The organism is Enterobacter quasiroggenkampii, assembly GCF_043972695.1.
Lineage (GTDB): Bacteria > Pseudomonadota > Gammaproteobacteria > Enterobacterales > Enterobacteriaceae > Enterobacter > Enterobacter quasiroggenkampii.
Map to the genome: position 1 here is coordinate 309,868 of NZ_CP143745.1, position 24,384 is coordinate 334,251.

Below are 24,384 nucleotides of genomic sequence, written 5' to 3' on the forward strand. Positions count from 1 at the left end.
CTGGTGCCGTCACGCCGGCCCTCTCCCACAGGGAGAGGGAGGAGAAATCAGCGAATCACCTCATAAATGGCACTCTGAATAGACTGCCATTTTTTGGTGGTGGCATCCGGCTGTGACTTCGCACGCCGTGTAGCCATATCGAGATCGTGCTGCTGGCGTTTCACCACCGCAGGCACGGTGCAGAAAGCTTTGAGGTACTCTTTACGTACCGAGGTCAGAGACTCGCCGTTAGACATTGCGTGGCTGAGCGTGTTGATGAAGCGCCGACACGGCTTCTCCTCCACCATGTTTTGCCGGTAGCGTAACATCAGCTCCAGCACGTCGTCATAGCCTGCCGACATCGCCTCTTCGGTCCAGGAGAGCTTCCAGTCCATACCGCCCTGCAAAAAGAGCTGGGTCACGCGGGTGTCGTTGCGGTTAATGGCCGAGCGGAAATTATTCTCGTCCCAGGTCACTCCCATCCGCGTGAGCGTTTCACGCGAGGAAGGTGTTTCACGCATTTCCTGTGGTGGTGCCGCTTCAGCCGCGCTGACGGCTGCAGGCTGCGGTTTACTGCTGGTCACCAGCCAGAATCCCCCGGCCACGATGGCAATCACCATAACGCCAACTGCCCCCCATAACGCACCGGAAATGAGCTGCTCGCGTTGTTCGGGGGTGCGCGGCGCGCGCTGGGTCGGCTTTTCAATGGTGTCGCGGACTTCAAACAGATCCCCGCCGGTGACCCGATCCATTTTCTGCGCCTTTTCCCAGAAGGTATGCAGTTCGCTGGCATCTACCGCCATGAATCCCGCGGGATTGACGCGCGTTCTCCCCTCTTCAAACGCGCGTTGAACGGGCCGCGCGATCTGGGCGTAGTAGTTATCCAGCAGCTGAATTTGCGCCGAGCTCAACGTTTTCTGAACGGTGATGTTATTGCGAATTTGCCGGATGTCATCGAGGAAGGTTTGCAGTGTTTTACGCGGTTCAACCAGCAGCGTCAGCATGGACGGATCGCTGAACAGCGAAGCGTAATAGCGGCTGAACTCCTTTTTATCCACCAGCATCTGTGCCAGCTCGCTGAACATCATGCCGCTCAGCACATCGTTGATCTCGCCCAGCTTCAGCCAGCGCCGTACGCGATCGGCGTTAAACAAAGTCTTAAGATGGTTGTTCAGCTTGACCTGATCGGGCCAGGCCTGCTGGATGAGCCCTTTTATCATCAGCTCTATCGCCCGCACCTGCTTGTGCGCCTGCTGCTGCTGAAGTTCGCTGCCCGGAGACAGCTCTGTGCTGTAGGTCAACAGCGGCTGCTGCAGGCGAAGGTGCTCCAGCGCGGTGACAAAGCGCATCGCCGCAATCAGCTGGTTTTCACTCACATCCTGTCCGCTTTCATACTGCGGCACGCGCTGCTGCAGCAGGCGCAGCTGGAGCGTAAATTCCGACATCTCTGCATCATTCAGGTTGAGTTTTTTCGCCACGGCTCCCCAGCCGCCCAGGGCTAATCGCGCGCTGTCGAGCTGTTCCAGAAACCAGCGTGGATCTTTGCCCTCAGATGCATGTACATTCAGAAGAAGCAAAATTTCCACCGACGCATGGCGAATGACCGCCAGACAGTGTTCGAACTGTTCGCGAATATGATGTGATGTGCTGAGAGTCATTGTTTTCCTTAAGCGACAACGAAGACATCCGGAATGGGCACGAGACGGCCTTTTTTCTTTTTATTTATACGCGGTTAACCATACCTGACTTTCTGTTGAAATAAAGTGACAACCCTAAAATCATTTAAAAAGTGTCAGGAGAATCTGAATGCCCGTTTTAATTACCCCTCGCCTGAACTGCTCACCTTTGCAGGAAGAAGACTGGCCCTTTTTTCTGGCGCTACAGCAACATCCCGACGTCATGCGCTTTGTGGCGGAAGACCGCCCCGTCGCAGTTATTCGCGAGGCGTTCGATGCCCGTCTGACGCCCTGGACGCCAGGCAGCGCGCACTGGCTGTGCCTCGTCGTGCGTGACGCCGCCTCCCGGGCCCCGCTGGGCGTCACCGGGTATATTCATCGGGAGGCGGATTGCGCCGAAGTGGGTTTCCTTTTCGCCCCCGAGGCGCAGGGAAAAGGCTACGGCTTCGAATCCCTGCAGGCGCTTTGCCGCTATGCCTTTGAAGAAGGCGATATACGCCGACTTACCGCCACCGTCACGGCGGGCAATATCGCCTCACGACGTCTGCTGGAAAAAGTCCGCTTTCGCCTGGAGGGCGAATTACGCGAAAGCTATTTCCTTGCGGGGCATTGGCATAATGACTGGTTATTTGGTTTATTGCGGCATGAATATCTGAATAACAAGGCGTGATCAACAGCCATTTGGCGGATATTTCTCGTAAGCCGTTTCCTCTACAGTGTCGCCATTAAGAGGAAACGAATATGAAAGAGCATGGGCTGAAAATATCATCTGCCGCCATCGCGTTAATAAAAAAACATCAGGGTCTTTCTCTGGAAAAATATCGTGACGAACACGGATTATGGGTTATCGGCTATGGCCACGTTATCCGTGACCAGGAGCATTTTCACGGTCCTGTCACACCGCTGGAGGCAGACCATTTGCTGCATGAAGATATACGGCTATGTGAGACGCTGCTGCGGGAAAATCTGACACGTCCATTAACCCAACAGCAGCATGATGCGCTGGTCATGATGATATTCAGTTTCGGAGAGATAACGTCGCTCCCCGACGCGCTTATTCAGGCCGTCGCCCGGGTATAGTACATGGCGGCCTGCGTTCTGTTTTTCACGTCCAGCCGACGGAAAAGCGCCTCGAGGTGCGCTTTTACCGTGGCCGCACTGATGTTGAGATTGCGGCCAATCTCTTTATTTGACTCCCCCGCCGCCAGCAGTTTCAGCACTTCGCGCTGGCGCTCGCTTAAGGATAATAACGCCTGAGGCGACGTCGGCTCTCGGACCCACTCGCCGGGAAAACAGACCATCCCTCGGGCTACCGAATCCAGCACGGCGGAAAACCGTTCGGGACTGGCATTGCGGGGAATAATGGCCATGACGTTTCGCTGCCGCAGTTGCTCCACCCATCTGGCCTCTTTTTTCGCCAAAACCAGAATCACGCGTATCGCCGGAAAGCGATGCACGATCGCTTCCAGCAAAGCGCTCCCTTCGTCCTGAATTAAATTCCCATCAATCATGACGATAGCTGACGGCGAAGCAGAAGCCTGAGCCCATAAATCTTGTGCCTGACAGGTCCCTGTTATAGTTATTTCCGGGATTAGCGCCTGAAGACTGTGTATCGCTCCGTGAATAAAGAGTGACTGCCTGTCAAACATGATTACTCGCATCGTTTTTTCCCCTCTGAGAATAGCGAAGGGGGATTCTACAGAGGCGTTATTTAAGAAAAAACTCAACGAATGGAGCCGTTACAAATCCCCCGTGTTCTTTATATCTGTCAGTATCTGGACACATTCACCTTAAGGATTTCCTTAAGCGCAGATATCACAGGAACATGCCGCCTGAGACTTCAATACGTTGCGCAGTCATCCAGCCCAGTTTGTCGCTGAGCAGTGCCGCAATGGCATCGCCAATATCGTCCGGCAGCCCCACCCGTCCCAGCGCCGTCTGGGATGCCAGCATCTGGTTCAGATCCGCGTTGTCGCGCACGCGTCCGCCGCCAAAGTCGGTTTCGATCGCGCCAGGCGCAATGATATTGACGGAAATACCGCGCGCCCCCAGCTCTTTCGCCTGATAACGCGTCAGCACTTCCATCGCCCCCTTCATCGCCGCGTAGGTTCCCGAGCCCGGCTGGGTAAAACGGGCCAGTCCGCTGGAGACGTTAAGGATCCGTCCGCCGTCGTTAAGCAACGGCAGCAGGCGCTGGGTCAGGAAGAAAGGTCCTTTGAAATGAATGTTCAGCGCCTCATCAAACTGGGCTTCCGTCGTGTCGGTGTAGGGCGCATATAAACCCGTTCCGGCATTGTTCAATAAATAGTCAAAGGTTTCACGCTGCCAGACGGTTCGGAGGGTTTCCTGAAGCTGTCGGGCAAAATGATCAAAACTTGTGACTTCCCCGACGTTAAGCTGTATTGCCGCCGCGTTAACGCCTTTTTGCTGAATTTCATGCACAACCGCCAGCGCTTCCTGCTGGCTACGGTTGTAGGTCAGCACAATTCCCGTGCCGTCTGCCGCCAGCTTTAAGGCCGCGTTTTTACCCAAACCACGGCTACCACCCGTCACTAATGCGATACGTTCAGTCATCATAAACCTCGTTTTGGCTGTTATGGAGATTGAGTAAGAGCTTATTAGGTGATAGAAGATCAATAAAGGTGGGTTAAAACGCTTCACTGTTTCATCGAAAACAACAATGAGCTTCATCTATGGATAAAATTCACGCAATGCAGCTGTTTGTCCGCGTCGCGGAGCTGGAGAGTTTTTCCCGCGCGGCAGAAACTTTAACGCTGCCAAAAGGCAGCGTGTCACGGCAGATTCAGGCCCTCGAAAACCGGCTTGGCACCCAGCTATTGCACCGCACCACGCGTCGCGTCAGCCTGACGCAGGACGGCATGGTCTATTACGAACGGGCAAAAGATCTGCTGGCAAACCTTGATGAACTCGACGGGATGTTTCAGCACGATCCCTCCAGCATCAGCGGACGGCTTCGCGTGGATATGCCCGTCGCCGTTGCTCGAAATTTAGTCATCCCCAAACTCCCTGCGTTTCTGCAGCATTATCCGGGCATTGAGCTGGAACTCAGCAGCAGCGATCGTCTGGTGGATGTGATCCGCGAAGGGTTTGATTGCGTGGTACGCGTCGGCACGCTGAAGGATTCAGGGCTTATCGCCCGACCGTTGGGCAAGCTATCGGTGATTAACTGCGCCAGTCCGGACTATCTGGCGCGGTTTGGCTACCCGGACACGCTGGACGATTTAGGCTCGCACGCCGTCATTCACTACACCGCTATGCTGGGAACCCGTCCGCAGGGCTTTGAGTTTTATAACGGCAGTGCGACGCAGTGGATAAAAACGGGCGGGGTATTGACCGTTAACAGCACCGAAACCTACCAGGCGGCCTGCCTCGCCGGGCTGGGCATCATTCAGGTTCCACGGGTTGGGGTACGAGATTTGCTGCGCGCGAAGAAGCTGGTTGAAATCCTCCCGCAATACCGGGCCGAACCGATGCCTGTTTCCCTGATTTATCCCCACCGGCGCAACCTCTCCCGCCGGGTACATCTGTTCATGGAGTGGCTGACCGAACTCACAAAAGCTTACGTGGACTAGTCGCAAGCTATAATTCAATAACATCCAGCCAAACGAAAAGGAAAAGTCGCGTGACGCCGGAAAACAACCCGCAACGACCCACCCAACATTTAGAGTATGAGCCCGTCAAAAAGATGGAAACCGGGCCTGAAGAGACCAGGTCCCCTGGTACCGCCAGCAAAGCGCTGGGGACCGTCACCGGCATTGTCGCCAGAATTCAGCAGTTTCCCATGATTGCGCATCTGATACGCGCGACCGAACGCTTTAATGACCGCATGGGAAACCAGTTTGGTGCCGCCATCACCTATTTTTCCTTCCTGTCGATGATCCCGATCCTGATGGTGTCGTTTGCGGCGGCCGGTTTTGTGCTCGCCTCGCACCCGACGCTGCTGCAGGATATCTTTAATAAGATCCTGAATAACGTCAGTGACCCAACCCTTGCCAGCACGCTCAAAAGCACCATCAATACCGCCGTGCAGCAGCGTACTACCGTCGGTATCGTCGGCTTGCTGATTGCCCTTTACTCCGGCGTTAACTGGATGGGCAACCTGCGCGAGGCCATTCGCGCCCAGTCGCGCGACGTCTGGGAGCGTAAGCCGCAGGACCAGGAGAAAATCTGGGTTAAGTATCTCCGTGATTTTGTTTCGCTGATTGGCCTGCTCGTCGCGCTCATCGTGACGCTTTCCATTACCTCCGTGGCGGGCTCCGCGCAGCAGATGATCATCTCCGCGCTCTATCTTGATTACATCGAATGGCTGAAGCCCGCCTGGCGCAGCATTGGGCTGGCGATTTCTATCTTCGCCAACTATCTGCTGTTCTTCTGGATCTTCTGGCGCTTGCCCCGTCATCGTCCGCGCAAGAAGGCGCTGATCCGCGGCACGTTGATCGCGGCGATCGGCTTTGAGGTGATCAAAATCGTGATGACGTACACCCTGCCGTCACTGGTGAAATCCCCTTCCGGCGCGGCGTTCGGCTCGGTGCTGGGGTTAATGGCGTTCTTCTATTTCTTCGCACGTTTAACCCTGTTCTGCGCAGCATGGATTGCCACTGCCGAGTACAAAGACGACCCGAGAATGCCGGGTAAAACACACCGGTAACGCCACTCCCGGGCTGAAATTTCAGCCCAATTCATCATTTCAGCATATAAATCCAGTCCGTAACTTTTATTTAACCGAAAACCAGTTTTATTGACTGATATTTAAAATCTGTGAAGCATTTCATAGACGTGTTTTGGCTGGCCTGAAAATTATCCGCTTTTTGTTGCTTTTATCACCAGGTCGCGACTTTGTTACAGATTGAAATGTCGCTTTTGCTGTGCGTAATATGGCCTTTCGTTCGACAAAAATAAGAAAATATTATGCAAGCAACCGCCACCACACTCGACTCAGAAACGGAAAACGTTCCGGTAAATTCGCGCAATAAAGTTGTCGTCGCTTCGCTGATTGGCACCGCCATCGAGTTCTTCGACTTTTATATTTACGCCACCGCGGCGGTCATCGTCTTCCCGCACATTTTCTTCCCGCAGGGCGATCCGACGGCGGCCACGCTGCAGTCCCTGGCGACCTTTGCTATCGCGTTTGTTGCGCGTCCGATTGGCTCCGCGCTGTTTGGACACTTTGGCGATCGCATTGGTCGTAAAGTTACGCTGGTGGCCTCGCTGCTGACGATGGGGATCTCCACCGTGGCCATCGGCCTGCTGCCGACGTATGAGACCATCGGCATTCTGGCGCCGGTCCTGCTGGCGCTGGCGCGTTTTGGTCAGGGTCTGGGCCTGGGTGGTGAATGGGGTGGCGCGGCGCTGCTGGCCACCGAGAACGCCCCGGCGCGCAAGCGCGCGCTGTATGGTTCTTTCCCGCAGCTTGGCGCACCGATTGGCTTCTTCTTTGCCAACGGGACGTTCCTGCTGCTCTCCTGGCTGCTGACGGATGAACAGTTCATGAGCTGGGGCTGGCGTATCCCGTTTGTCTTCTCAGCCGTGCTGGTGCTGATTGGCCTGTACGTGCGTGTTTCTCTGCATGAGACCCCGGTTTTCGCGAAAGTGGCCGCGGCGAACAAGCAGGTGAAAGTGCCGCTGGGCACGCTGCTGACCAAACACGTGCGCGTGACCGTGCTGGGCACGTTTATCATGCTCGCCACCTACACGCTGTTCTACATCATGACCGTTTACTCCATGACCTTCAGCACCGCCGCCGCGCCGGTTGGGCTGGGTCTGCCGCGTAACGAAGTGCTGTGGATGCTGATGATGGCGGTGATCGGGTTTGGCGTGATGGTTCCGATTGCGGGGCTGCTGGCGGATAAGTTCGGTCGTCGCGCGAGCATGATTACCATCACCACGCTGATCATTCTGTTTGCTCTGTTCGTCTTCCCGCCGCTGCTGGGTTCAGGCAGCCCGGCGCTGGTGATGGCCTATCTGCTGATTGGCCTGAGCCTGATGGGGTTGACCTTCGGCCCGATGGGTGCGCTGCTGCCAGAGCTGTTCCCAACGGAAGTGCGTTATACCGGCGCGTCGTTCTCCTATAACGTCTCGTCTATTCTGGGTGCCTCCGTAGCGCCGTATATCGCCACCTGGCTGCAGGCAAACTATGGTCTGTTCTATGTGGGCGTCTATCTGGCGGCCATGGCGGCGCTGACGCTGATTGCGCTGCTGCTGACGCACGAGACGAAGCACCAGGCTCTGTAAGCTAATGCCGGGTGGCGGCTACGCCTTACCCGGCCTACGATTCAAATGTAGGCCGGGTAAGCGCAGCGCCACCCGGCAAAAACAGGCCGCACCTTACTTCTTCATCTGTGACAAAATGGTCCGGCACTGATTCGCCTCGCCCTCTGACGGCGATATCAACGCCAGCAGCGCTGCGGCTGGGGTAACCAGCGTCGCAAGCGCCGCAGCCACCGCACCACGCGCAATCAACGGTCCGGGCTTCACGCCCGCCTGCGGATTTTTGAAGGTCCCGCGGACGTACAGCGGCGAGCGCAGCGTGATAATACGGATCCCCTTACTCTCCGGGTCAATCGTCAGATCAAGCTGCTCGGAGGCCATGCTGGCGGTTCCGGTCACGTTAATCACCGCGTTTTCCGTGTCGAAGGCAAAAATCTGCGGACGCGCCACGCCGTTCACCAGATCCAGATTGGCCGCCGCACAGTTCACCCGTACCTCATCATCGCCGAAGATTTGCCCGATGATGTAGTTCCCGACGTTCAGCCCCAGGATCTCCATCAGGTTGCGGCTCACCAGCCCGTCGTTCATCAGCAGCTTCAGGTTGCCATTACCGCTGCCCAGCAGCGCCGCCACGGAGTTACCCACGCCGCGAATGTCGGCATCGCCGTTCATCTCGCCGAGGGTTTTCTGCATCAGCTCGACGTTCGGCATCAGCGCTTTCAGCTTAAGCCTGCGCGCCTGAATCTCCGCCCGGCCCTGCATCGGCTTTTTATCGCCTTCCAGGTGAATGTTTGAGGAAATCGTCCCGCCTGCCATGCCAAACTTCAGCGGCTGCAGGCGCAGGTCGGCGTTTTTGAGGATGATATGCGTCGAGAGATCGCTCAACGGCAACGTGCTGCCATGCTCAATTTTACGCCCTTTGAAGCGGACGTCCGCATCCATCACGTTCCACTTATCGGTTTCAAAGCGATCGTAAGGCAGCACTTTTCCCGCAGGCTGAATGTCCTTTTTCACCTCTTTTGATTTTGTGCCTTTGCCGGAATCCACGCCGATCAGCGGGCCGAGATCGGCCAGACGCAACTGACGGGACTCAACGTCCCCTTCCAGCTTCGGCCTCGGTTTTCCGGTGGTGTAGGTCAGCGAGCCGTGGATATCGCTGTCGCCGATGCGGCCATTAAAATCACGGTAGTCAAAAACAGACGCTTTTTCGGTATCGATTTTGGCGACCAGATGCCCGTCCGTTTCGAACGGCGGCGTATCCGGCAGCAGCACGCCGGTCAGCTCATACAGCTCGCCCAGCGAATCACCGGCAAATTTAAGCTGAAGATCGACGCCGCCCATGTTCATCGGGTCGTTGACCGTCCCCACAAACGCCACGCGGGTGTTACCGGAGCGGAAGTCCGCCTGCACCGGGAACGGCGTGCCTTCGCTCCGGAGCGCCAGCATGCCGCCTATTTTCCCTTTACCGCTGAGCGGCTGATCGTTGTAGCGTCCTTTTGCCGTCAGGCCGAAGACATAGTCGCCCACGCTTGCCGTGTCACCTTTGGCTTTCGTCCCCGTGACCTCGCTAAACGGCAGCGGCTTGCCCAGCGGATCGACCAGGATCTCCACGTCGGCCTTGCTGACTTTGTCGTCGATGGCGATCCGCCCGCGATCGAAGAGAATATTGTCGAGACGGAATGACCAGGAAGAAGGCTGGGCGTTCGGATCCTTTTCGCCGTCGCTGGCAAGGTTAAAGGTCCAGTTGTTATTTTTTTCTGAGAGGCGGATCAGGCGCGCGTCGGGCTGTTGAAGTTTGATCCACGGCAGATAAACAGTTTTGGTGAACAGCGCGAGCGGGGCCAGCGTGGCCTCAACGCGCGGCAGGTGGATCATGGTGACCGCCGGGATATCCGGCGGGTTGCCGAGAATGATGTCGTCGGCGTGGACGTGTGGCCACGGGATCCAGCTTCGCCAGCCGGGCTCCTCTTTCTGACGCTCCCACACGACCCCTAAATCACCGCGTATGGCGAAGGGGCGGTTCAGTTCGGTTGAGACTTTCTGGTTGATGGTCGGCTTAAGACGGTTCCAGTCAAACGTCGCGATAATGATGGCGACGACCACGATCAACAACAAGAAAATCCCTGCTGTCCAGGAGATTACCCTGGTTGTTCTTGTCATTTTTATCCCCTTTCCTGATGACCTGTCCTGTAAAACTATAGTCCAGACAAAGGGAAGCGGGCTTATCAGAGGGTAGTTATCACGCTATCGAGGCGATCCATGGGTACCGGACGGGAGAGGAAATAGCCTTGCGCCGCCGCGGCAGGCGAGCTTTGCACATCACGCCACTCTTCCAGCGTTTCCACACCTTCAACAATCACGCCCTGGCAATAGCGGTTCATCAGCTGCAATAGCAGCGTAAACAGGTTCCGCCCTTCCGGGGTCTGACGCAGCATAATGAACAGATCGCGGGCCACTTTGATGTAGTCATAACGCACTTCACTCAGGGCAGAAAAGTTCGCCATGCCGGTGCCAAAGTCATCCAGCCACAGCGGGCCGTATTCGCATATGGAGGCAAACGAGGAGTCCTGCGGCAGGCGAACATGCTCCACCAGCTCAAAACGCACCCACGGCAGGGTGGCAATCAGCTCCTGCAATTTCGCGTTCTGACGCAGCGCCAGCAGAGTGGGGCCATCAACATTCACGGAGGCGAGGATATCGTGCTGTTCGAAAAAGGGCTGCTTCGTTGCCAGCATATGGAGCTGCTCTTCCAGCACGTCCAGACGCTGGCGAACGGCAACTTCGGCAAAATAGCGATCCGGTGCGATGCGCTGGGTAGGGTTTGAGGGGTGCGTTACGACGGTCAAAATTTCAATGGCCATCAGTCGACCGTCTGTTCGGTATATCGGCTGATAAGTGTACGCACGCTCACATTGCAGCCAGTAGCGATGCTCCTGCAAGTTCTCAATACTTGCCTCAGGCGTGGTGCTCAGCCGCTGGATAACCTGCTCTGACTTCATTTCAGATGTCCTGTTGTTGGGATGGCCTTTCTGGACTCGTCACAGGATTATCGGCGCGACAATTGAGAACTTTATGTTCAATTCACCGGGAAAATGAAATTAAGATGACAGAAATGCGCAGGAACACGCGTTGGCTCAAATAAAATAATGGAACGTTGTTTTAATATAGTTGACCGGTTAATTCACTCAGCGCACACTGCTGTTAATTCTTCTGTTCAGGTTCACGATTATGTCTAAAAAAATTGCCGTGATTGGCGAATGCATGATTGAGCTGTCACAAAAAGGCGCGGAAGTGAGCCGCGGATTTGGTGGCGATACGTTAAACACGTCGGTTTATATTGCCCGTCAGGTTGCGCCTGAGGCGCTCACCGTGAACTATGTTACCGCTCTGGGCACGGACAGCTTCAGCCAGCAAATGCTGGAGGCCTGGCAGAGTGAACAGGTTGAAACATCGCTGATTCAGCGTATGGAAAACCGCCTCCCGGGGCTTTATTACATCGAAACCGACAGCACTGGCGAACGCACGTTTTATTACTGGCGTAACGAAGCTGCGGCCAAATTCTGGCTGGAGAGCGATGCCGCCGCGGCCATCTGCCAGGCGCTGGCGACCTTCGACTATCTCTATCTGAGCGGGATCAGCCTGGCTATCCTCAGCCCGGCCAGCCGTGAAAAGCTGCTCTCGCTGCTGCGCGCGTGTCGTGCCAACGGCGGTAAGGTTATTTTCGATAACAACTACCGCCCGCGCCTGTGGTCCAGCCGTGAAGAGACGCAGCAGGTCTATCAGCAGATGCTGCAATGCACCGACATCGCCTTCCTGACGCTCGACGATGAAGACGCCCTGTGGGGTGAGAAACCGGCAGAAGACGTGATTGCACGTACGCAGGCGGCTGGCGTGCGTGAAGTGGTGATTAAGCGCGGTGCGGATTCGTGCCTGGTCGCGATTGCGGGTGAAGCGGTAGTTGAGGTCCCGGCGGTGAAGCTGGCCAAAGAGAAAGTGATTGATACCACGGCAGCGGGTGATTCATTCAGCGCGGGCTATCTGGCGGTACGCCTGACGGGTGGAACACCGGAAGCCGCGGCACAGCGTGGGCACCTGACGGCCAGCACCGTCATTCAGTATCGCGGGGCGATTATTCCGCGCGAAGCGATGCCTGTTTAAGCCCTCACCTTTACCCTCTCCCACAGGGAGAGGGAATGTTTCCCCATTACTGCCCTTGCGGGATATCCGTCGCGTCCTGATGTAAATCATCAGCCGTCGCGGACTGCGTTGGCTGCGGCGCGGTGGCCATGATGGAATCCCAGGTCGTCTGAAGTTCCTTCATGTCATACTCCGGCTCGCCCTTCGGTTGCAGGAGAATCAACGCCATCTCCTGCGACAGCTGCTGGCGGAGCTCCTGGTTAAGCATATCGACGGTCAGACCGCTCAGGAAGTCCTGACGAAGCTTCTGGTACTGTTCCGGCGCAATGTCCACCACCTGGTTCTGCAGGGAGCGAATACGCTGGCTGATCAGAATGTCGGTATCGGCGCGCGCGTAGGTCGCGAACAGCTTCTGCAGCTCGAGTTTTTTCTGCGCCACAAGCGCGTTGAACTCCTCTTCAGAGAGCCCCTCTTTACGCACTTTTGCCAGCTCTTTCGCCACGACGCCCAGATTGGCATTCAGCTTATCGCCCGGTGATTCAACGTTAATGGCGCATTGCGCACGCTGGAACAGCACGCGGCAGTCAAAGCCAAGGCCGATATTCTTCACGTTGTTCTTACTGAGCGTCTGCTGAACGTGCCAGAACAGCGCTTCACGCGCCAGGTCGGCACGCCAGTAGCGCAACAGCGCCGCGGACTCACGGATGGGCTGCCAGGCGTTATCCCACATCACGGAGAGTCGGTCCTGACGCACGGTGTCCGTCATAATGCTGACAGGCTCTGCGCGCAGCGGGGAGAGTGTTGGAACAGGGGCAGGCGATTCACGCTTGCCTTTCAGATCGCCAAACGCTTTGTTGATCTGCTCTACCACCGCGCGGCTGTCCACGTTACCCACCACGATCAGCGTCATCGCGTCCGGGGTGTACCATTTCTGATAGAACGTTTTCACCTGCTCAGCATCCACCGGCTGTTTCAGCGGTTCGGCCGGGTCATGCCCCAGTAACGTCGAGCCTTTCAGGCGGTAACGCCACCAGCCCTCTTTGGTATCTCCAGGCCAGGTCGCCACCATGTCGCTGTTGCTCAACGCATAGTTGACGGTATCCGGCGTAATCGCCAGATTGCCAGAGGCATCGGAGAGATACGTCAGGGCTTCTTTAAGCAGATCGTTGCGGTTATTAGGCAGGCTCAGGTTAAACATGGTGTAGTCATACGAGACCACCGCCGGCGGGAGTGGGCGTTTTGGATCGATGGCCTGTTGCCAGAGCGAACGCACCTGAACCGCTTGCAGGCTGCCGCTCTGAGTGAGCGCCAGCCGGGGAATAAAGTGGCTGAAACCGGTTTGCTGGGTGCTTTCCGTGAGGGAACCGGTATTAACAGACAGACGGATTTCAATACGGTCACTGGGACGTTGCGGCGTGGCTAACACCTGCCACTGAAAACCGTTCGCTAATGTCCCTTGTTGCCAGGCCGGGTCTGGCTGGAGCGCATCTGCCTGCACATAACTGGCTGCTGCCATCATCAGCAAACCGCCGGTTAAGAGTCGAATTTTTGTGCCCTGCATGTGAACCCCTGATCAACATTCCTGGTTAAAAAAGAGTGCCTCGCGACGCGCTTCACTCTTAAAGATGACGATGAAAACACGTCGATTAGACCGCGCGTTCGGCAAAACGTCACGGTCCGAAGTGAAATATACCCAAAAAAAATCTTGTCGAATTATGACAGGTATGAACAGTTATTATGCGCAGGAGCCCGCATCCCCACAAGGGAATACGGGCATTTGTGACAAGATTAAGAGGATAAGCCAGGATTTTTGCTGTCAGTTGAACGATTATTCAGAGTATCGTCGAGCTTTTTGTGATCCAGCTCTTTCACCCATTTCGCCACCACCACCGTTGCCACGCCGTTACCCACCAGGTTGGTTAGCGCACGGGCCTCAGACATGAATCGGTCAATACCCAGAATCAACGCCAGACCCGCCACCGGCAGGTGACCCACAGCAGAAATGGTGGCGGCCAGCACGATAAAGCCGCTGCCCGTCACGCCTGCCGCGCCTTTAGAGGAGAGCAGGAGCACCACCAGCAGGGTAATCTGATGGAAAATATCCATATGGCTGTTGGTCGCCTGCGCGATAAACACCGCCGCCATCGTCAGGTATATCGAGGTGCCATCCAGGTTGAAGGAGTAGCCCGTCGGGATCACCAGCCCGACCACCGATTTACGACACCCGAGTTTCTCCATCTTATCGAGCATGCGCGGCAGCGCCGATTCTGACGAGGAGGTTCCCAGAACAATCAGCAGCTCTTCGCGGATGTAACGGATAAATTTGAAGATGCTGAAACCGGTCGCACGGGCGATGGAGCCCAGCACCACCACCACGAAAAGAATACAGGTGATATAGAAGCAGATAATCAGCTGACCCAGCTGGACCAGCGTACCGACGCCATACTTACCGATGGTGAAGGCCATCGCACCGAAGGCACCGATGGGCGCCAGGCGCATGATCATATTGATGATGCCGAAGATGACCTGCGAGAAGCTTTCGATCACGTTAAAGATAAGCTGACCTTTGCTGCCCAAACGGTGCAGGGCAAAGCCAAACATCACGGCGAACAGCAGCACCTGGAGGATGTTTCCGCTGGCGAACGCGCCTATGACGCTACCAGGAATGACGTCCAGCAGGAAGGCGACCACGCCCTGATCCTTCGCCTGCTCGGCATAGACCGCAACCGCTTTGGCATCCAGCGTCGCCGGATCGACGTTCATCCCCGCGCCTGGTTGCACCACGTTGACGATGATCAGACCGATAATCAGCGCAAGGGTACTGACCACTTCAAAATAGAGAAGCGCCACTGCACCGGTACGACCGACCGCCTTCATGCTTTCCATGCCAGCGATGCCCGTGACGACCGTACAGAAGATCACCGGCGCGATGACCATTTTAATGAGCTTAACGAACGCGTCGCCAAGCGGTTTCATTTGCGCGCCCAGTTCAGGGTAATAGTGACCCAGCAGAATACCGATGGCGATGGCTGTCAGGACCTGGAAATAAAGACTTTTGAAGAGTGAGGTTTTCATAAGGTGTCCTTGGGAAGAAAAACCACAGGCTTTGTAAGGTTATGGTTAACCTGCGGCTTTAAAATAACACCCACATAACAGGACAGAAATAAACTCAGTTCAAATTTGAAACACAAATGTTAAGAACTTTGAGCTGGCTCGCACAAGCCAGCAACAAAATTACGCTTTTGCGTGGTGATCGGCGCCAGAAAGGTATCGTTCTTCAAAGACATCCGAAGGGACTGCAGGGGCAAACAGGAAGCCTTGCCCGCTCTCCACGCCCGCCTCTGCCAGCCAGGCGCGTTGCGCGTCGGTTTCAATCCCCTCGGCAATAAGGTGCAGGTTGAGGCTACGCGCCATCTGGATAATCGCCTGCACCATGCTGCTGTCGCCCGGCAGTCCGTCGACAAACGCTTTGTCAATTTTGAGCACATCTACCGGAAGGGTCTTCATGTGCTGAAGCTGACGCAGCCCGGCGTACCCCATGCCAAAATCGTCCAGGGCAATACGAATACCGGCATTACGCAGCGGCTTGAGAATCGCGACCGCCTCATTGGGATCGTCGATGCGTCGGCTCTCCGTCACTTCCAGGGTTAACGTATCAGGCTTGATGCGGTAACGATGGATCAGCTCCAGCATCTCTGAAACCATGGTCGGGTGCATAAGCTGCAGGGCAGACAGGTTGACCGACAGCGGCAGCGTCACGCCACGCTCCTGCCAGGCGGCAAGCTGACGGCAGCACTCCTCCAGCACCCAGTAGCCAACGGTAACCATCAGGCCACAGGACTCGATGCGCTCAATCAGCCCTTCCGGCAGCTCCCATGAGCCATCCGGCTGCTGCAGACGCAGCAGGGCCTCGGCGCTTTTCACCTCTCCCGTCTGCAGGTCCACCTGCGGCTGCAGCCAGAGGGCAAACTGGCGGTTATCCAGCGCGGTCAGGATGTCGCTCTCTTCCGTCAGGCGCTGCTGCGCCTTTTCCATCTGCGCCGGGTCGAAGAACTGGATCTGGTTTTTGCCTTTGCGCCGGGCGGTAAAGGCCGCCGAGAAGGCGCGGCGATAAAGCTGTTCCGCGGTCAGATCGCCATAGAACATGGCAATCCCGATACTGGCGCTCGGGCGAAGCTGGATACCCTGAATCGGTAGCCGCTCATTAATGACAGTGAGTACTTGCTGACCTAACGTAATCGCATGCCAGGGCTCTTTGACGCCGTTGGCAATCACCACCAGGTCATAACCGCTGACCTGAGTCAGCACCATGCGCGGGGCAAGGACAGATTTGATCTTTTCCACCAGGGTGAGCAGCAGCATTTCGCGCTGGCTCTCCTGAAGCACGCCAGCCGTGTCCTGCAGGGTTTCGCAGGCAATGACCATCAGCGCGGTGGTTTGCTGGCGCTCAACGGTTTGCTCCAGCATCGCCATCAGGAAGGCTTTATTGGGGAGCTCCGATACCGGAAAACGGGTGGCGCTACTGTTCAGTTCATCCTGCTGACGCTGGATGCGCTGCTGGTTGAGGTTATAGCTGCGCACCAGCATGCCGATCTCATCGTCATGATGCAGACGCGGCAGCTCAAGCTGGTGTCCCATCTGATCCTGCGGGGCGAGCGTGTTCAGCTCGCGGGCGATACGGCGCAGGGGATGGACAATCAGCCGGTTGATGCACCAGGTGAGCGCCACGCTGAGAATAAGCGTCATAAGTAAGCAAGTGGTCACTAACGTAACCACCCAACTCATGACGAATTTATACATGCGGTAGGAGTCTGCCTGTAACACCAGGTAGGCCAGCGGCTGCGGATTCGCAGGGCGTTCAAGCGAATAGACGGGAAGCGAAATTTGCACCGGCAGTTCAAACAGGCGCATCACCATCATCGGGACGGGACGTTCCGGGATAAAGCTCATCCGCAGCGCCTGAAACTGGTTGGGGAGCACGACGTCCGCCCGGCTCACAACACCAGCCGGCTGAATGCGTTTCAATATGGTTTCCGCCTCGGGGATATCCCCTTTCAGGATGGAGGCAGACAACGGGCCGCGTACCGAGCGGGCGATGCTTTCTAATTGCGAAGCCGTGTTATAGCGATTCTGCTGTACGGAATGAAACAGCAAAATGACGCAGAAGAGCAGGACAAACAGCATGGTGACGGCAGAGACCATCGCCATCTGTTTGATTGTTAAGGAACGGCTGACACGCAAAATGACTCTCCACAAAACTCGAAGCGCAGGGCGCGCCAGGGTGTAAACCTGGCGCGCCTGAGTATACCCGATTGCCGCGCTATTAAGAGAGACTTACAAATGGATTAAGGAAAATCCGATTACCAGTCCGCGTAAGGGATAAGCGGCTGCGGCGGTAAGTCCATATCGCCCTGCCAGCCTGCAGCAGAGTAGCGCACATAGATCAGCGCGTGGCTTGGGGTATAGTCTTTCGCTTGCTGGATATCCACGCCCATGCCGACAAACCAGTTGGACGTGACCCGCCGCTCGATTATGGCCCGTGCGGTATAACCCGTACCAGAAGAACTGCTGCCGGTTTCCATCGCGCCCCGGTCGGTATAGCGGTCTGGCTCATCGGTCGGGATCAGATTCTGAATCGGGTAGCGCAGCTCGTCTTTGGTTTTGGAGTGGGACCAGGAGACCGAGCCCCCCAGCTCCCAGGACCAGTTTTCCGTGCGCTTACGCCATGTCACTGGCAAGGCGAAGGAGACATACTCCTGCGGGCTGTAATAGCCGCCCTGGCCCAGGGTATAACCGCTCAGGTCTTTGTCGTAGTGCCAGAGCATGTTGGACACGCCGACCGTCAGGCGCTCGTTGTTTTTATTAATGAGCTTGTAGTAGTAACCCGTCATCCAGCGGACGCGCCAGTTATCCTCCACATTTTTACCCGTCAGCGTTTCCGCGTTCAGGCTTGACCAGACGCCGTTCGCTTCCCCTTTGTCATAGCTCATACTTACGCCGCCACCGGTGGCGCGTACGCCGCCCCAGGTGGTGCCGGTATTGGTATCTTTTTGCCCGCCGAAGGCCAGGAGAGAGCTGGAGATTGGCCGACGATGGGCGTTAACGGTATAACCGATGGGCCCCAGATCGCTGCTGTAGCTGATGCCGCCCACCACGTCGACGACGTCAAAGCCCATTGGCGTGGTGCCAATATCCATCGCCCAGGTTTTATTCTGCCAGCCGACGGCAACGCTCGCGCCATTGTCTGACTGATGGGTGCTGCCGCTACACGGTGTTTCGTAGCAGGTTCCCCATTTAGGATCGTAAGTCCCGTTCCTGGTATCGAATGACCCGGCATCCATATTGACCAGATCGCTTCTGAAGAACATGCGCCCGTCAGAGAGCGGCGCATCCACCTGCAGCATGGTGGTATGCGCTTTCAGATCGGAATAACCGCCCGTGCCGCTGGAGCCCCAGTAATCGTGCTGCAGCGTGACGTTAACATCCTGCTGGCGGTACAACTCACCGGCATCACTGCGCACGCCGCGCTTCAGCCAGTCGTCTTTTTCATCGTTACGCGTCAGACGGGTGAAACTGTCGTTATCAGCCGGACGCGTCGTGGTGATACCCGTCGATACCATCGCATCTTTGTAGGTTTCCAGCGCCTGCTGAGGCTGGCCGTTCTGCGCCTGGAAACGTGCGGCATCACGCAGCACCAGCGCGTTTTCCATGGAGCCAGGCTGCGATTTAGCCTGCGGAATGATTTTATTGAAGGTCTGCTCTGCGGCAGCGGCATCGCCCAGACCCGCCTGCGCCATCGCGATGCGGCGCTGCATATTGAGCGACAGCGGCTGGCCGTTTTGCGCGGCGGGCAGCTTCGCCAGCTCCGCGCGCGCGGCATCTTTGTTACCCTGCGCGCTGTAAATCTCGGTCAGACCGAGGAGCGCGTCTTCATTCTGCGGCTCACGCTGCAGGACGGCGTTGTACGTCGTTTTCGCCGAGTCAAGATCGCCACGCTGCTGTGCCCAGTCCGCCAACGTGAGGTCGATACGGGTGGAGGTCGGCTGCTGGCGAAGAAGATTCTCTGCGTCCTGCTCTTTGCCGCTGTCGCGCAGGCGGTTGGCGGTTTCCAGCACCTGGTTGCTTTGCAGGCGGTCGGCAAGCTCCTGAATATTGCCGTTCCACTGGCTGCGCGGCAGCGTCTCCAGATGCGCCAGCGCGGCCCGGTCCTGATCGTTTCCGGAAAGGTAGAGCCCGTTAGCATAAACCTGATCCGGGTCGGACGGTTTCTGGTGGGCAAGCTGACGCATCAGGGTGTCCGCCTGGCTGCGCTGACCCGCGCTGTAGAGATCGCGCGAAAGACGATAGGTTATCCACACGTCGCCGGGAGAGAGCGCCAGACGACGACGCTGAATGTCTGCTGCCTGCGCGTATTTCCCCTGGTTCTCAAGCTGTTCGGCCTGGGCGGAGAGCTGTTCGTTGGTCAGGCTACGTTCAATATCGTCTATGCTACGGCGCTGGCTGGCGGAGAGAGACTGGATAAACTGCGAAGCCTTCTCCGGCGACTGCGCGCGGTAAATATTGGCCAGGCCGCGAACCGCATTGCTGTTGCCGCTGTCCATCCGCAGCGCCTGGCGATAGTAACGCTCCGCCGCGTCGTTATCTTTACGTGCCGCGGCGGCGTCGCCGAGCCCCAGCACGGCATAGCTGTCGGTATTGTCGATATTGCGTGCCTGCTGATAGTAACGCTCTGCCTGCGCCGGATTATTCGCCTTCAGCGCCGCATCGCCCTGCTGGATCAGCAGCCAGTAGCGGTTAACCTTCAGAAGACTGTCCCATTTACCCCGATTATCGCTCTGGGGATCGAGGGCAATCGCCTTTTCAAACTGTGCCACCGCGCGGGCGCGGTCGCCCTTCTGGGAATACGCCTGTCCAAGGGCGCCCACCGCTTCACTGTCGGCATGGTTTGCGCTGACGGCTTTTTGCAGCTCTGCCACCGCCTTACTTCCCTGCCCGGCATCCACCGCCGCCAGCCCTTCGGCTTTCGCGCGGAACGCCGGATCGGCGAGCTGTTTTTGCTGCGCTTCAAGCTGGGCACGCGCTGCCGCGACGCTATCCCCGTCGCTGAATACGCTCAGGTATTTTTGCAGCGCGCTGACACTGGCGCTGCTGGCAGGCTGGTCTTTGATTTGGTCATACCACATATCAGACGCCTGGCTGCGGCCATTGGTGGATTTGGCCATCTCCTGCAATACCGCAAAGGCTTCATCACGACGTCCGCTCTGGAACAGAAGCTGGGACAGCGTCGCCTGCAGCTGCGTATTTCCGGGACTGCTGCTGTTTATTTTCTTGAGCTGGTTAATGGCCGCGCCGCGGCGAGCAGGATCTTTTGCCACGACGTTCCAGTATTCCGTCGCCACGTCGCCACCCGGCGGGTTGCCGTCAAACAGCTTGTCATAGGCGGCAATCGCCTCCTGTGTGTGCCCCGTAGTGGCGAGCAGTCGCGCCTGCTGGAGCTGCTGGCGGCCATCCGGAGTAGAAAGCAGCATCGTGTTGCGTGATGACTGGTACGCACTCGAACCCGGCGCAATCCCTTTCAGACGATCCAGCTCTTTTTGCGCGCCGGCGTTATCGCCCTGACGCAGCAGGTAGCGAAAGCGTGCGGCAATCACGTCAGGGTTGTTCGGGTCAATCAGCTCAAGGCGATAGAGCGACTGACGAACCAAATCCTCACGCTGTGTCGATTCGCCCAGCCTCACCTGCTCCAGCAACTGTTTTTGCTGCGGAGAGTTAGCGGCCTGGGCCCACGGCATAAGCGCCAGGCCAAGCGATAAACTGAGTAGATTTACTGTGAACTTGCGCATTCCTGGCCCCAATCCGGTATTAATTCACCTTTTGCGGTGAAGCGAAAACGATGCTGATCCCATCCTTGCCCAAAAAGCGTCAGCACGTAGCTGTAATAGGCATTGTTATCGGGAAAATGGTCCGCAACGCGCTGGCGCTGAATCGCCTGGGCATCACGTTGTTGTAAAAACGGCAGCATAGCGGCAGAGAACCCGACCGGGCCGTCGCCGGTGCGTTTCCCCGTCGCCACATCCACTTTCTCCGGCGGCACACCCCATTTCATGGTCTTTGCCGCCATCGGCTGGAAGCGCGTCAGCAGCCGGGCTTTCTGAGGATCGTTATCACTCATCATGCCCACCCAGAGATACACGCGGATGGCGTCGTAGCCGCCCACCAGCGCTTTCTCCTGCTGTAACCGCCAGCCTCTGTTTTTCTGATACTGCACCCAGTCCGGCGAAAAGCCTTTCGGCGCACTCTCCAGCAGCAGGCGCAGATTGGTTTCACGAAGCTGGGGCCACGGGGAGCCAAACCGCGTGAAATAAGCCGCTAGCTGCGGAGGAAGATAGCTGGGGTTAAAGCGCCAGGCGTGTTCATCGGCAAAGCCGACTTTACCGGGAAGCAGCATTGCGCCAAGCCCCGGGACTTTCACCACCTCCTCGCTGACAATGCGTTTCAGCAGCGCTTTACCCGTGCGGGTATAGTCCGGATGCTTCCACAGCCGACCCGCTTCGAGCAGTGACCAGGCGATCCAGACATCAGCGTCAGAGGCGGAGTTGGTATCAATCACCGCCCACGTCTCTTTATCTTTCTGCCCCCATAGCCAGGCTGGCAGATGGTCGTTGAGATCGCCGCTGGCAAGATTATCGCGCGTCCAGGTCAGTAGCTGGTCAAAGGCCTGGCGATCGTTCGCCGCCAGGGCAAAGAACAGGGCGTAGCTTTGCCCTTCCGAGGTCGTAATTTTGCGCGTGTCACTGGGGTCAATGACACGCCCGCCCTCGCTGATGTAGTCCTTTTTAAACTGCTCCCAGGCAGGCCAGGTACAGGCGGCGCGAAGAGGAAGCGCCGCCAGCATCACCGCTGCTAATACACACCAGCGAAAGGCTTTCATCACATCTTACTCATCCGGGTTCAGACGACGACGGCTGATGATTCGCAGCAGACGCCATAGCACCCATGCCAGCAGGACCACGCTAACCGCAGCCAGGATAGCGAGCAGAACCGGATGGTTAGCCAGCGCATACCACAGGCGTTCAAACCACGGCAGATGGCCTACGTAGTACACATCGCCCACGCGCAGGCTATTGACGCCGGACTCACGGATCACCGACACGGAACCAAACATCGCGGCACGTTTACCGCTGTCGTTCATGGCCGTATTGAGCAGTTCATACCCGCGCGGGCTGTCCGCGAGGAGAGCCACCACGCTACGCTGTTCGTTGTAAGGTGACTGGAAGCCCACCACCGCAGCCATTGCCCCCTGAGACGTTATCGTCGTCTGCGCGCTGGCCTGACGGTCGTTCACATCCGGCATAATGCTCGGGAATTCGGTCTGGCGCAGCGGCGTGTTAACCCAGGACTGGGCCGCTTTCACCAGCAGATCGATACGTTTGTCATCCTTCAGCTTATCCGGAATGGTTCCGATCACCATGATGTCAGCGTCTTTGTTCTGAATCTGGCTGCCATCGTCCGTCAACGTGACGTTAATTGCCGGCAATCCTGTTTGTCCGCCAACGGTCGCCATGGCGTCCAGCAGGGTCGTGACCTGCCCTTCGTTTGGCGATTTTGGCATCACCACAATGGACTCAGAGAGATCGGCCATGCGGCTGAACGGGAAGCCCGCGTTAGCAAACGCGCGCAGGTCCGGCATCGCCAGGAAGTGATAGTACTTCGAGAAGTCGATGGTCGACTCATCGCCAATCACCACGTGGTTCTGCACCGGCTGGAAGGTGATGCAGTTTTCCGCCGAGCCGCCAGGCATTGGGTTCATGTACTGGAAATCAAAGCGCAGCTGGTTTATCGCGCCCAGCTTCAGTGCCGGGATGGAGACATCCGTTTTACCGTCCAGCAGCCCCTGCAGCACCGGCAGGCGAAGCATCAGGCGGTTCGTATCCTGCGTGCTTTGCAGGCTGAAGGATTGCAGGAACTGGTTGTTGAGGCTGATATCCATGCGCGAGCTGTCTTTGGTGGCTGGCGCGGTATAGCGGTAGTTCAGATTGATATCAATGCCGTTGGTGCGCAGCAGGTACAGATCCGGCGGCAAGTTCAGCGACAGGCTAATCGGCGCGGGCTCAAGCCCCGTCGCCTGCAGCTGTTCTTCATAGGTCTTCAGCTCGCCAAAGGTGACCGCACGGTCGGTACGCACCCAGTTTGGCGCATCGTAAGGTTTACGCGCCAGCAGCGGCTTGACCTCATCTATCACCACGCTGTTGCCACGGAACAGGACGTTGCCCTGGGCAATCGCTTTTGCTGCCTGCACCAGATCTTTATCATCACGACCAAAGACCACCAGCAGCTTCACGTACGGGTTTTCCGGGTGGCTTATCATCTCAACGGTCGGCGCGTTGACGTCCGGATGATCGCGCAGGAAAGCCGGGCGTTTCGCGTTGGTGGCAAACACAATGGCATTTCTGTCCGGCAGCTTGTCATACATCGCCGGGAAGCTCTGGCCGCGCCAGCCCGCGCGTGAACCAAACCAGGACGCCACAATGGTGGCCGCCAGCTGCTCGGTCACGTCCGGGGAAGAGGCAAACACCATCGGCAGCGTGAGCGGACGGTTATCACGCGGATCGAAGAACGGAACCGGGAAGGCTGAGAGATCGTTTTTCAGCGCCAGCGACTGGTAGGTCATCTGCAGCGAGGAGTTACGCCCGACGTCCATCCACAGCGTGTTGCTGGCCGGGTTTTCGCAGACATCGCGGTAGTGACCGACAAATTCCAGGCGAATACGGTTAAAGTCGGTGATGAACAGCGGGTTGATCGGCACCTGAGCCTGCGTTTTCTTGCCGAGCTGCTCTTTGGTGACCGGCAGAACGTCCATCAGCTCGTCATTCAGATAGACCTTCAGCTGAGACTGGGTCGGCAGCAGCGACGGTGACGGCGTGTATTCAAGGTTTAGCACCGCATTAGAGACAACCTCATCGCTGCGCATGCCAAATTCAATGCCGCCGTTAGGGTTGATGCCGCGCAGCACCATGCTGCCCGGAGGCGGCGCAATTTGCGCGAAGGTCAGCTTCACGTCACGCGACGGCGCATTGTCCGCAACGACGGGCGCATTCGCCCCGCGGACGCCCGGCATGACCTGCCCGATGACCTGGCCGTCTGCCGGCAGGGTATTCCCCTCCGTTGGCTGGTTCGGCAGGATGTTTTCCGTTTGACCGGGTGCCGCGGTGACAACCGGATCGGTTGCTTGCGCGACGACAGGTACGGTTGGCGCAGGCGTTGCCGCTGCGTTACCCGGGGCCGCGTTAGCCATTGTTGCGGGGAGCGCATTCATCCCCATTGCCACTGCACATAACCAGGAAAGTTTTGTTTTCATCGCGTT

At 57.2% G+C, this 24,384-nt stretch carries 17 protein-coding genes; 6 read left to right on the forward strand and 11 right to left on the reverse strand.

The window, feature by feature from the left end:
- Positions 1-47: 47 nt before the first annotated feature.
- Positions 48-1,637 (reverse strand): STY4199 family HEPN domain-containing protein, encoded by a 1,590-nt coding sequence (locus V1572_RS01590; protein ID WP_045909052.1) that lies wholly within the window; start codon positions 1,635-1,637, stop codon positions 48-50.
- 148 nt (positions 1,638-1,785) lie between these two features.
- On the opposite strand from V1572_RS01590, the gene V1572_RS01595 reads away from it, so the two are divergent.
- The gene (locus V1572_RS01595) at positions 1,786-2,325 is read left to right on the forward strand and encodes a GNAT family N-acetyltransferase (protein ID WP_234085084.1); all 540 of its coding nucleotides are present in this window, start codon (positions 1,786-1,788) and stop codon (positions 2,323-2,325) included.
- 71 nt (positions 2,326-2,396) lie between these two features.
- Positions 2,397-2,735 (forward strand): lysozyme, encoded by a 339-nt coding sequence (locus V1572_RS01600; protein ID WP_045909054.1) that lies wholly within the window; start codon positions 2,397-2,399, stop codon positions 2,733-2,735.
- Here V1572_RS01600 and V1572_RS01605 read toward each other — a convergent pair.
- Both V1572_RS01605 and V1572_RS01610 read right to left on the reverse strand, forming a co-directional pair.
- On the reverse strand, positions 2,714-3,316 hold the full coding sequence (locus V1572_RS01605) for a helix-turn-helix transcriptional regulator (protein WP_048027792.1): 603 nt from the start codon (positions 3,314-3,316) through the stop codon (positions 2,714-2,716). The two genes, V1572_RS01600 and V1572_RS01605, sit on opposite strands and share 22 nt — an antisense overlap.
- Positions 3,317-3,470: 154 nt before the next feature.
- Positions 3,471-4,229, reverse strand: a complete 759-nt coding sequence (locus tag V1572_RS01610; protein WP_395299976.1) for an SDR family NAD(P)-dependent oxidoreductase — start codon at positions 4,227-4,229, stop codon at positions 3,471-3,473.
- A gap of 119 nt (positions 4,230-4,348) precedes the next feature.
- Here V1572_RS01610 and V1572_RS01615 point away from each other — a divergent pair, with 119 nt between their 5' ends.
- From V1572_RS01615 to V1572_RS01625, 3 genes are all read left to right on the forward strand, one after another.
- Entirely contained in the window at positions 4,349-5,248 is a 900-nt protein-coding gene (locus V1572_RS01615; protein WP_045909057.1) for a LysR family transcriptional regulator, read from the forward strand.
- A 50-nt stretch (positions 5,249-5,298) separates the two neighbouring features.
- Positions 5,299-6,324, forward strand: a complete 1,026-nt coding sequence (gene yhjD, locus V1572_RS01620; RefSeq protein WP_262766589.1) for an inner membrane protein YhjD — start codon at positions 5,299-5,301, stop codon at positions 6,322-6,324.
- Positions 6,325-6,584: 260 nt separating this feature from the next.
- The gene (locus tag V1572_RS01625; RefSeq protein WP_023617091.1) at positions 6,585-7,907 is read left to right on the forward strand and encodes an MFS transporter; all 1,323 of its coding nucleotides are present in this window, start codon (positions 6,585-6,587) and stop codon (positions 7,905-7,907) included.
- A 93-nt stretch (positions 7,908-8,000) separates the two neighbouring features.
- On the opposite strand, the gene V1572_RS01630 is transcribed toward V1572_RS01625, so the two are convergent.
- Positions 8,001-10,043 (reverse strand): AsmA family protein, encoded by a 2,043-nt coding sequence (locus V1572_RS01630; protein ID WP_045909059.1) that lies wholly within the window; start codon positions 10,041-10,043, stop codon positions 8,001-8,003.
- A gap of 65 nt (positions 10,044-10,108) precedes the next feature.
- Positions 10,109-10,882, reverse strand: coding sequence for a cyclic-guanylate-specific phosphodiesterase (gene pdeH / locus V1572_RS01635; RefSeq protein WP_045909060.1), 774 nt, complete (start codon positions 10,880-10,882; stop codon positions 10,109-10,111).
- Between the two features lie 229 nt (positions 10,883-11,111).
- Between pdeH and V1572_RS01640 the strand changes: the two genes are divergently transcribed.
- Positions 11,112-12,041, forward strand: coding sequence for a sugar kinase (locus V1572_RS01640; RefSeq protein WP_395299656.1), 930 nt, complete (start codon positions 11,112-11,114; stop codon positions 12,039-12,041).
- Between the two features lie 46 nt (positions 12,042-12,087).
- On the opposite strand, the gene V1572_RS01645 is transcribed toward V1572_RS01640, so the two are convergent.
- The 6 genes from V1572_RS01645 to bcsB all read right to left on the reverse strand — a co-directional run bounded on the left by V1572_RS01645 (position 12,088) and on the right by bcsB (position 24,378).
- Positions 12,088-13,581: a pitrilysin family protein gene (locus V1572_RS01645; protein WP_048027805.1), complete on the reverse strand. Its 1,494-nt coding sequence runs from the start codon at positions 13,579-13,581 to the stop codon at positions 12,088-12,090.
- A gap of 227 nt (positions 13,582-13,808) precedes the next feature.
- Positions 13,809-15,095, reverse strand: a complete 1,287-nt coding sequence (locus V1572_RS01650) for a dicarboxylate/amino acid:cation symporter (protein WP_045909063.1) — start codon at positions 15,093-15,095, stop codon at positions 13,809-13,811.
- A gap of 159 nt (positions 15,096-15,254) precedes the next feature.
- Complete coding sequence (gene hmsP, locus V1572_RS01655; protein ID WP_048027807.1) at positions 15,255-17,261, reverse strand: biofilm formation regulator HmsP; 2,007 nt, start codon at positions 17,259-17,261, stop codon at positions 15,255-15,257.
- A 119-nt stretch (positions 17,262-17,380) separates the two neighbouring features.
- Positions 17,381-20,863 (reverse strand): cellulose synthase complex outer membrane protein BcsC, encoded by a 3,483-nt coding sequence (gene bcsC, locus V1572_RS01660; RefSeq protein ID WP_395299657.1) that lies wholly within the window; start codon positions 20,861-20,863, stop codon positions 17,381-17,383.
- The gene (gene bcsZ / locus V1572_RS01665; protein ID WP_395299977.1) at positions 20,845-21,951 is read right to left on the reverse strand and encodes a cellulose synthase complex periplasmic endoglucanase BcsZ; all 1,107 of its coding nucleotides are present in this window, start codon (positions 21,949-21,951) and stop codon (positions 20,845-20,847) included. Before bcsZ ends, bcsC begins: the two co-directional genes overlap by 19 nt.
- 6 nt (positions 21,952-21,957) lie before the next feature.
- Positions 21,958-24,378, reverse strand: coding sequence for a cellulose biosynthesis cyclic di-GMP-binding regulatory protein BcsB (gene bcsB / locus V1572_RS01670; RefSeq protein ID WP_048027812.1), 2,421 nt, complete (start codon positions 24,376-24,378; stop codon positions 21,958-21,960).
- Positions 24,379-24,384 lie beyond the last annotated feature (6 nt).

What these genes read in the sequence shown, in the direction of transcription:
- V1572_RS01610 (WP_395299976.1), bottom strand. Translation starts at nt 4,229, where the DNA reads ATGACTGAACGTATCGCATTAGTGACGGGTGGTAGCCGTGGTTTGGGT.
- V1572_RS01630 (WP_045909059.1), bottom strand. Translation starts at nt 10,043, where the DNA reads ATGACAAGAACAACCAGGGTAATCTCCTGGACAGCAGGGATTTTCTTG.
- pdeH (WP_045909060.1), bottom strand. Translation starts at nt 10,882, where the DNA reads ATGAAGTCAGAGCAGGTTATCCAGCGGCTGAGCACCACGCCTGAGGCA.
- V1572_RS01650 (WP_045909063.1), bottom strand. Translation starts at nt 15,095, where the DNA reads ATGAAAACCTCACTCTTCAAAAGTCTTTATTTCCAGGTCCTGACAGCC.
- bcsZ (WP_395299977.1), bottom strand. Translation starts at nt 21,951, where the DNA reads ATGAAAGCCTTTCGCTGGTGTGTATTAGCAGCGGTGATGCTGGCGGCG.
- V1572_RS01590 (WP_045909052.1), bottom strand. Translation starts at nt 1,637, where the DNA reads ATGACTCTCAGCACATCACATCATATTCGCGAACAGTTCGAACACTGT.
- V1572_RS01640 (WP_395299656.1), top strand. Translation starts at nt 11,112, where the DNA reads ATGTCTAAAAAAATTGCCGTGATTGGCGAATGCATGATTGAGCTGTCA.
- bcsC (WP_395299657.1), bottom strand. Translation starts at nt 20,863, where the DNA reads ATGCGCAAGTTCACAGTAAATCTACTCAGTTTATCGCTTGGCCTGGCG.
- V1572_RS01645 (WP_048027805.1), bottom strand. Translation starts at nt 13,581, where the DNA reads ATGCAGGGCACAAAAATTCGACTCTTAACCGGCGGTTTGCTGATGATG.
- bcsB (WP_048027812.1), bottom strand. Translation starts at nt 24,378, where the DNA reads ATGAAAACAAAACTTTCCTGGTTATGTGCAGTGGCAATGGGGATGAAT.
- V1572_RS01625 (WP_023617091.1), top strand. Translation starts at nt 6,585, where the DNA reads ATGCAAGCAACCGCCACCACACTCGACTCAGAAACGGAAAACGTTCCG.
- V1572_RS01595 (WP_234085084.1), top strand. Translation starts at nt 1,786, where the DNA reads ATGCCCGTTTTAATTACCCCTCGCCTGAACTGCTCACCTTTGCAGGAA.
- V1572_RS01600 (WP_045909054.1), top strand. Translation starts at nt 2,397, where the DNA reads ATGAAAGAGCATGGGCTGAAAATATCATCTGCCGCCATCGCGTTAATA.
- V1572_RS01605 (WP_048027792.1), bottom strand. Translation starts at nt 3,316, where the DNA reads ATGCGAGTAATCATGTTTGACAGGCAGTCACTCTTTATTCACGGAGCG.
- V1572_RS01615 (WP_045909057.1), top strand. Translation starts at nt 4,349, where the DNA reads ATGGATAAAATTCACGCAATGCAGCTGTTTGTCCGCGTCGCGGAGCTG.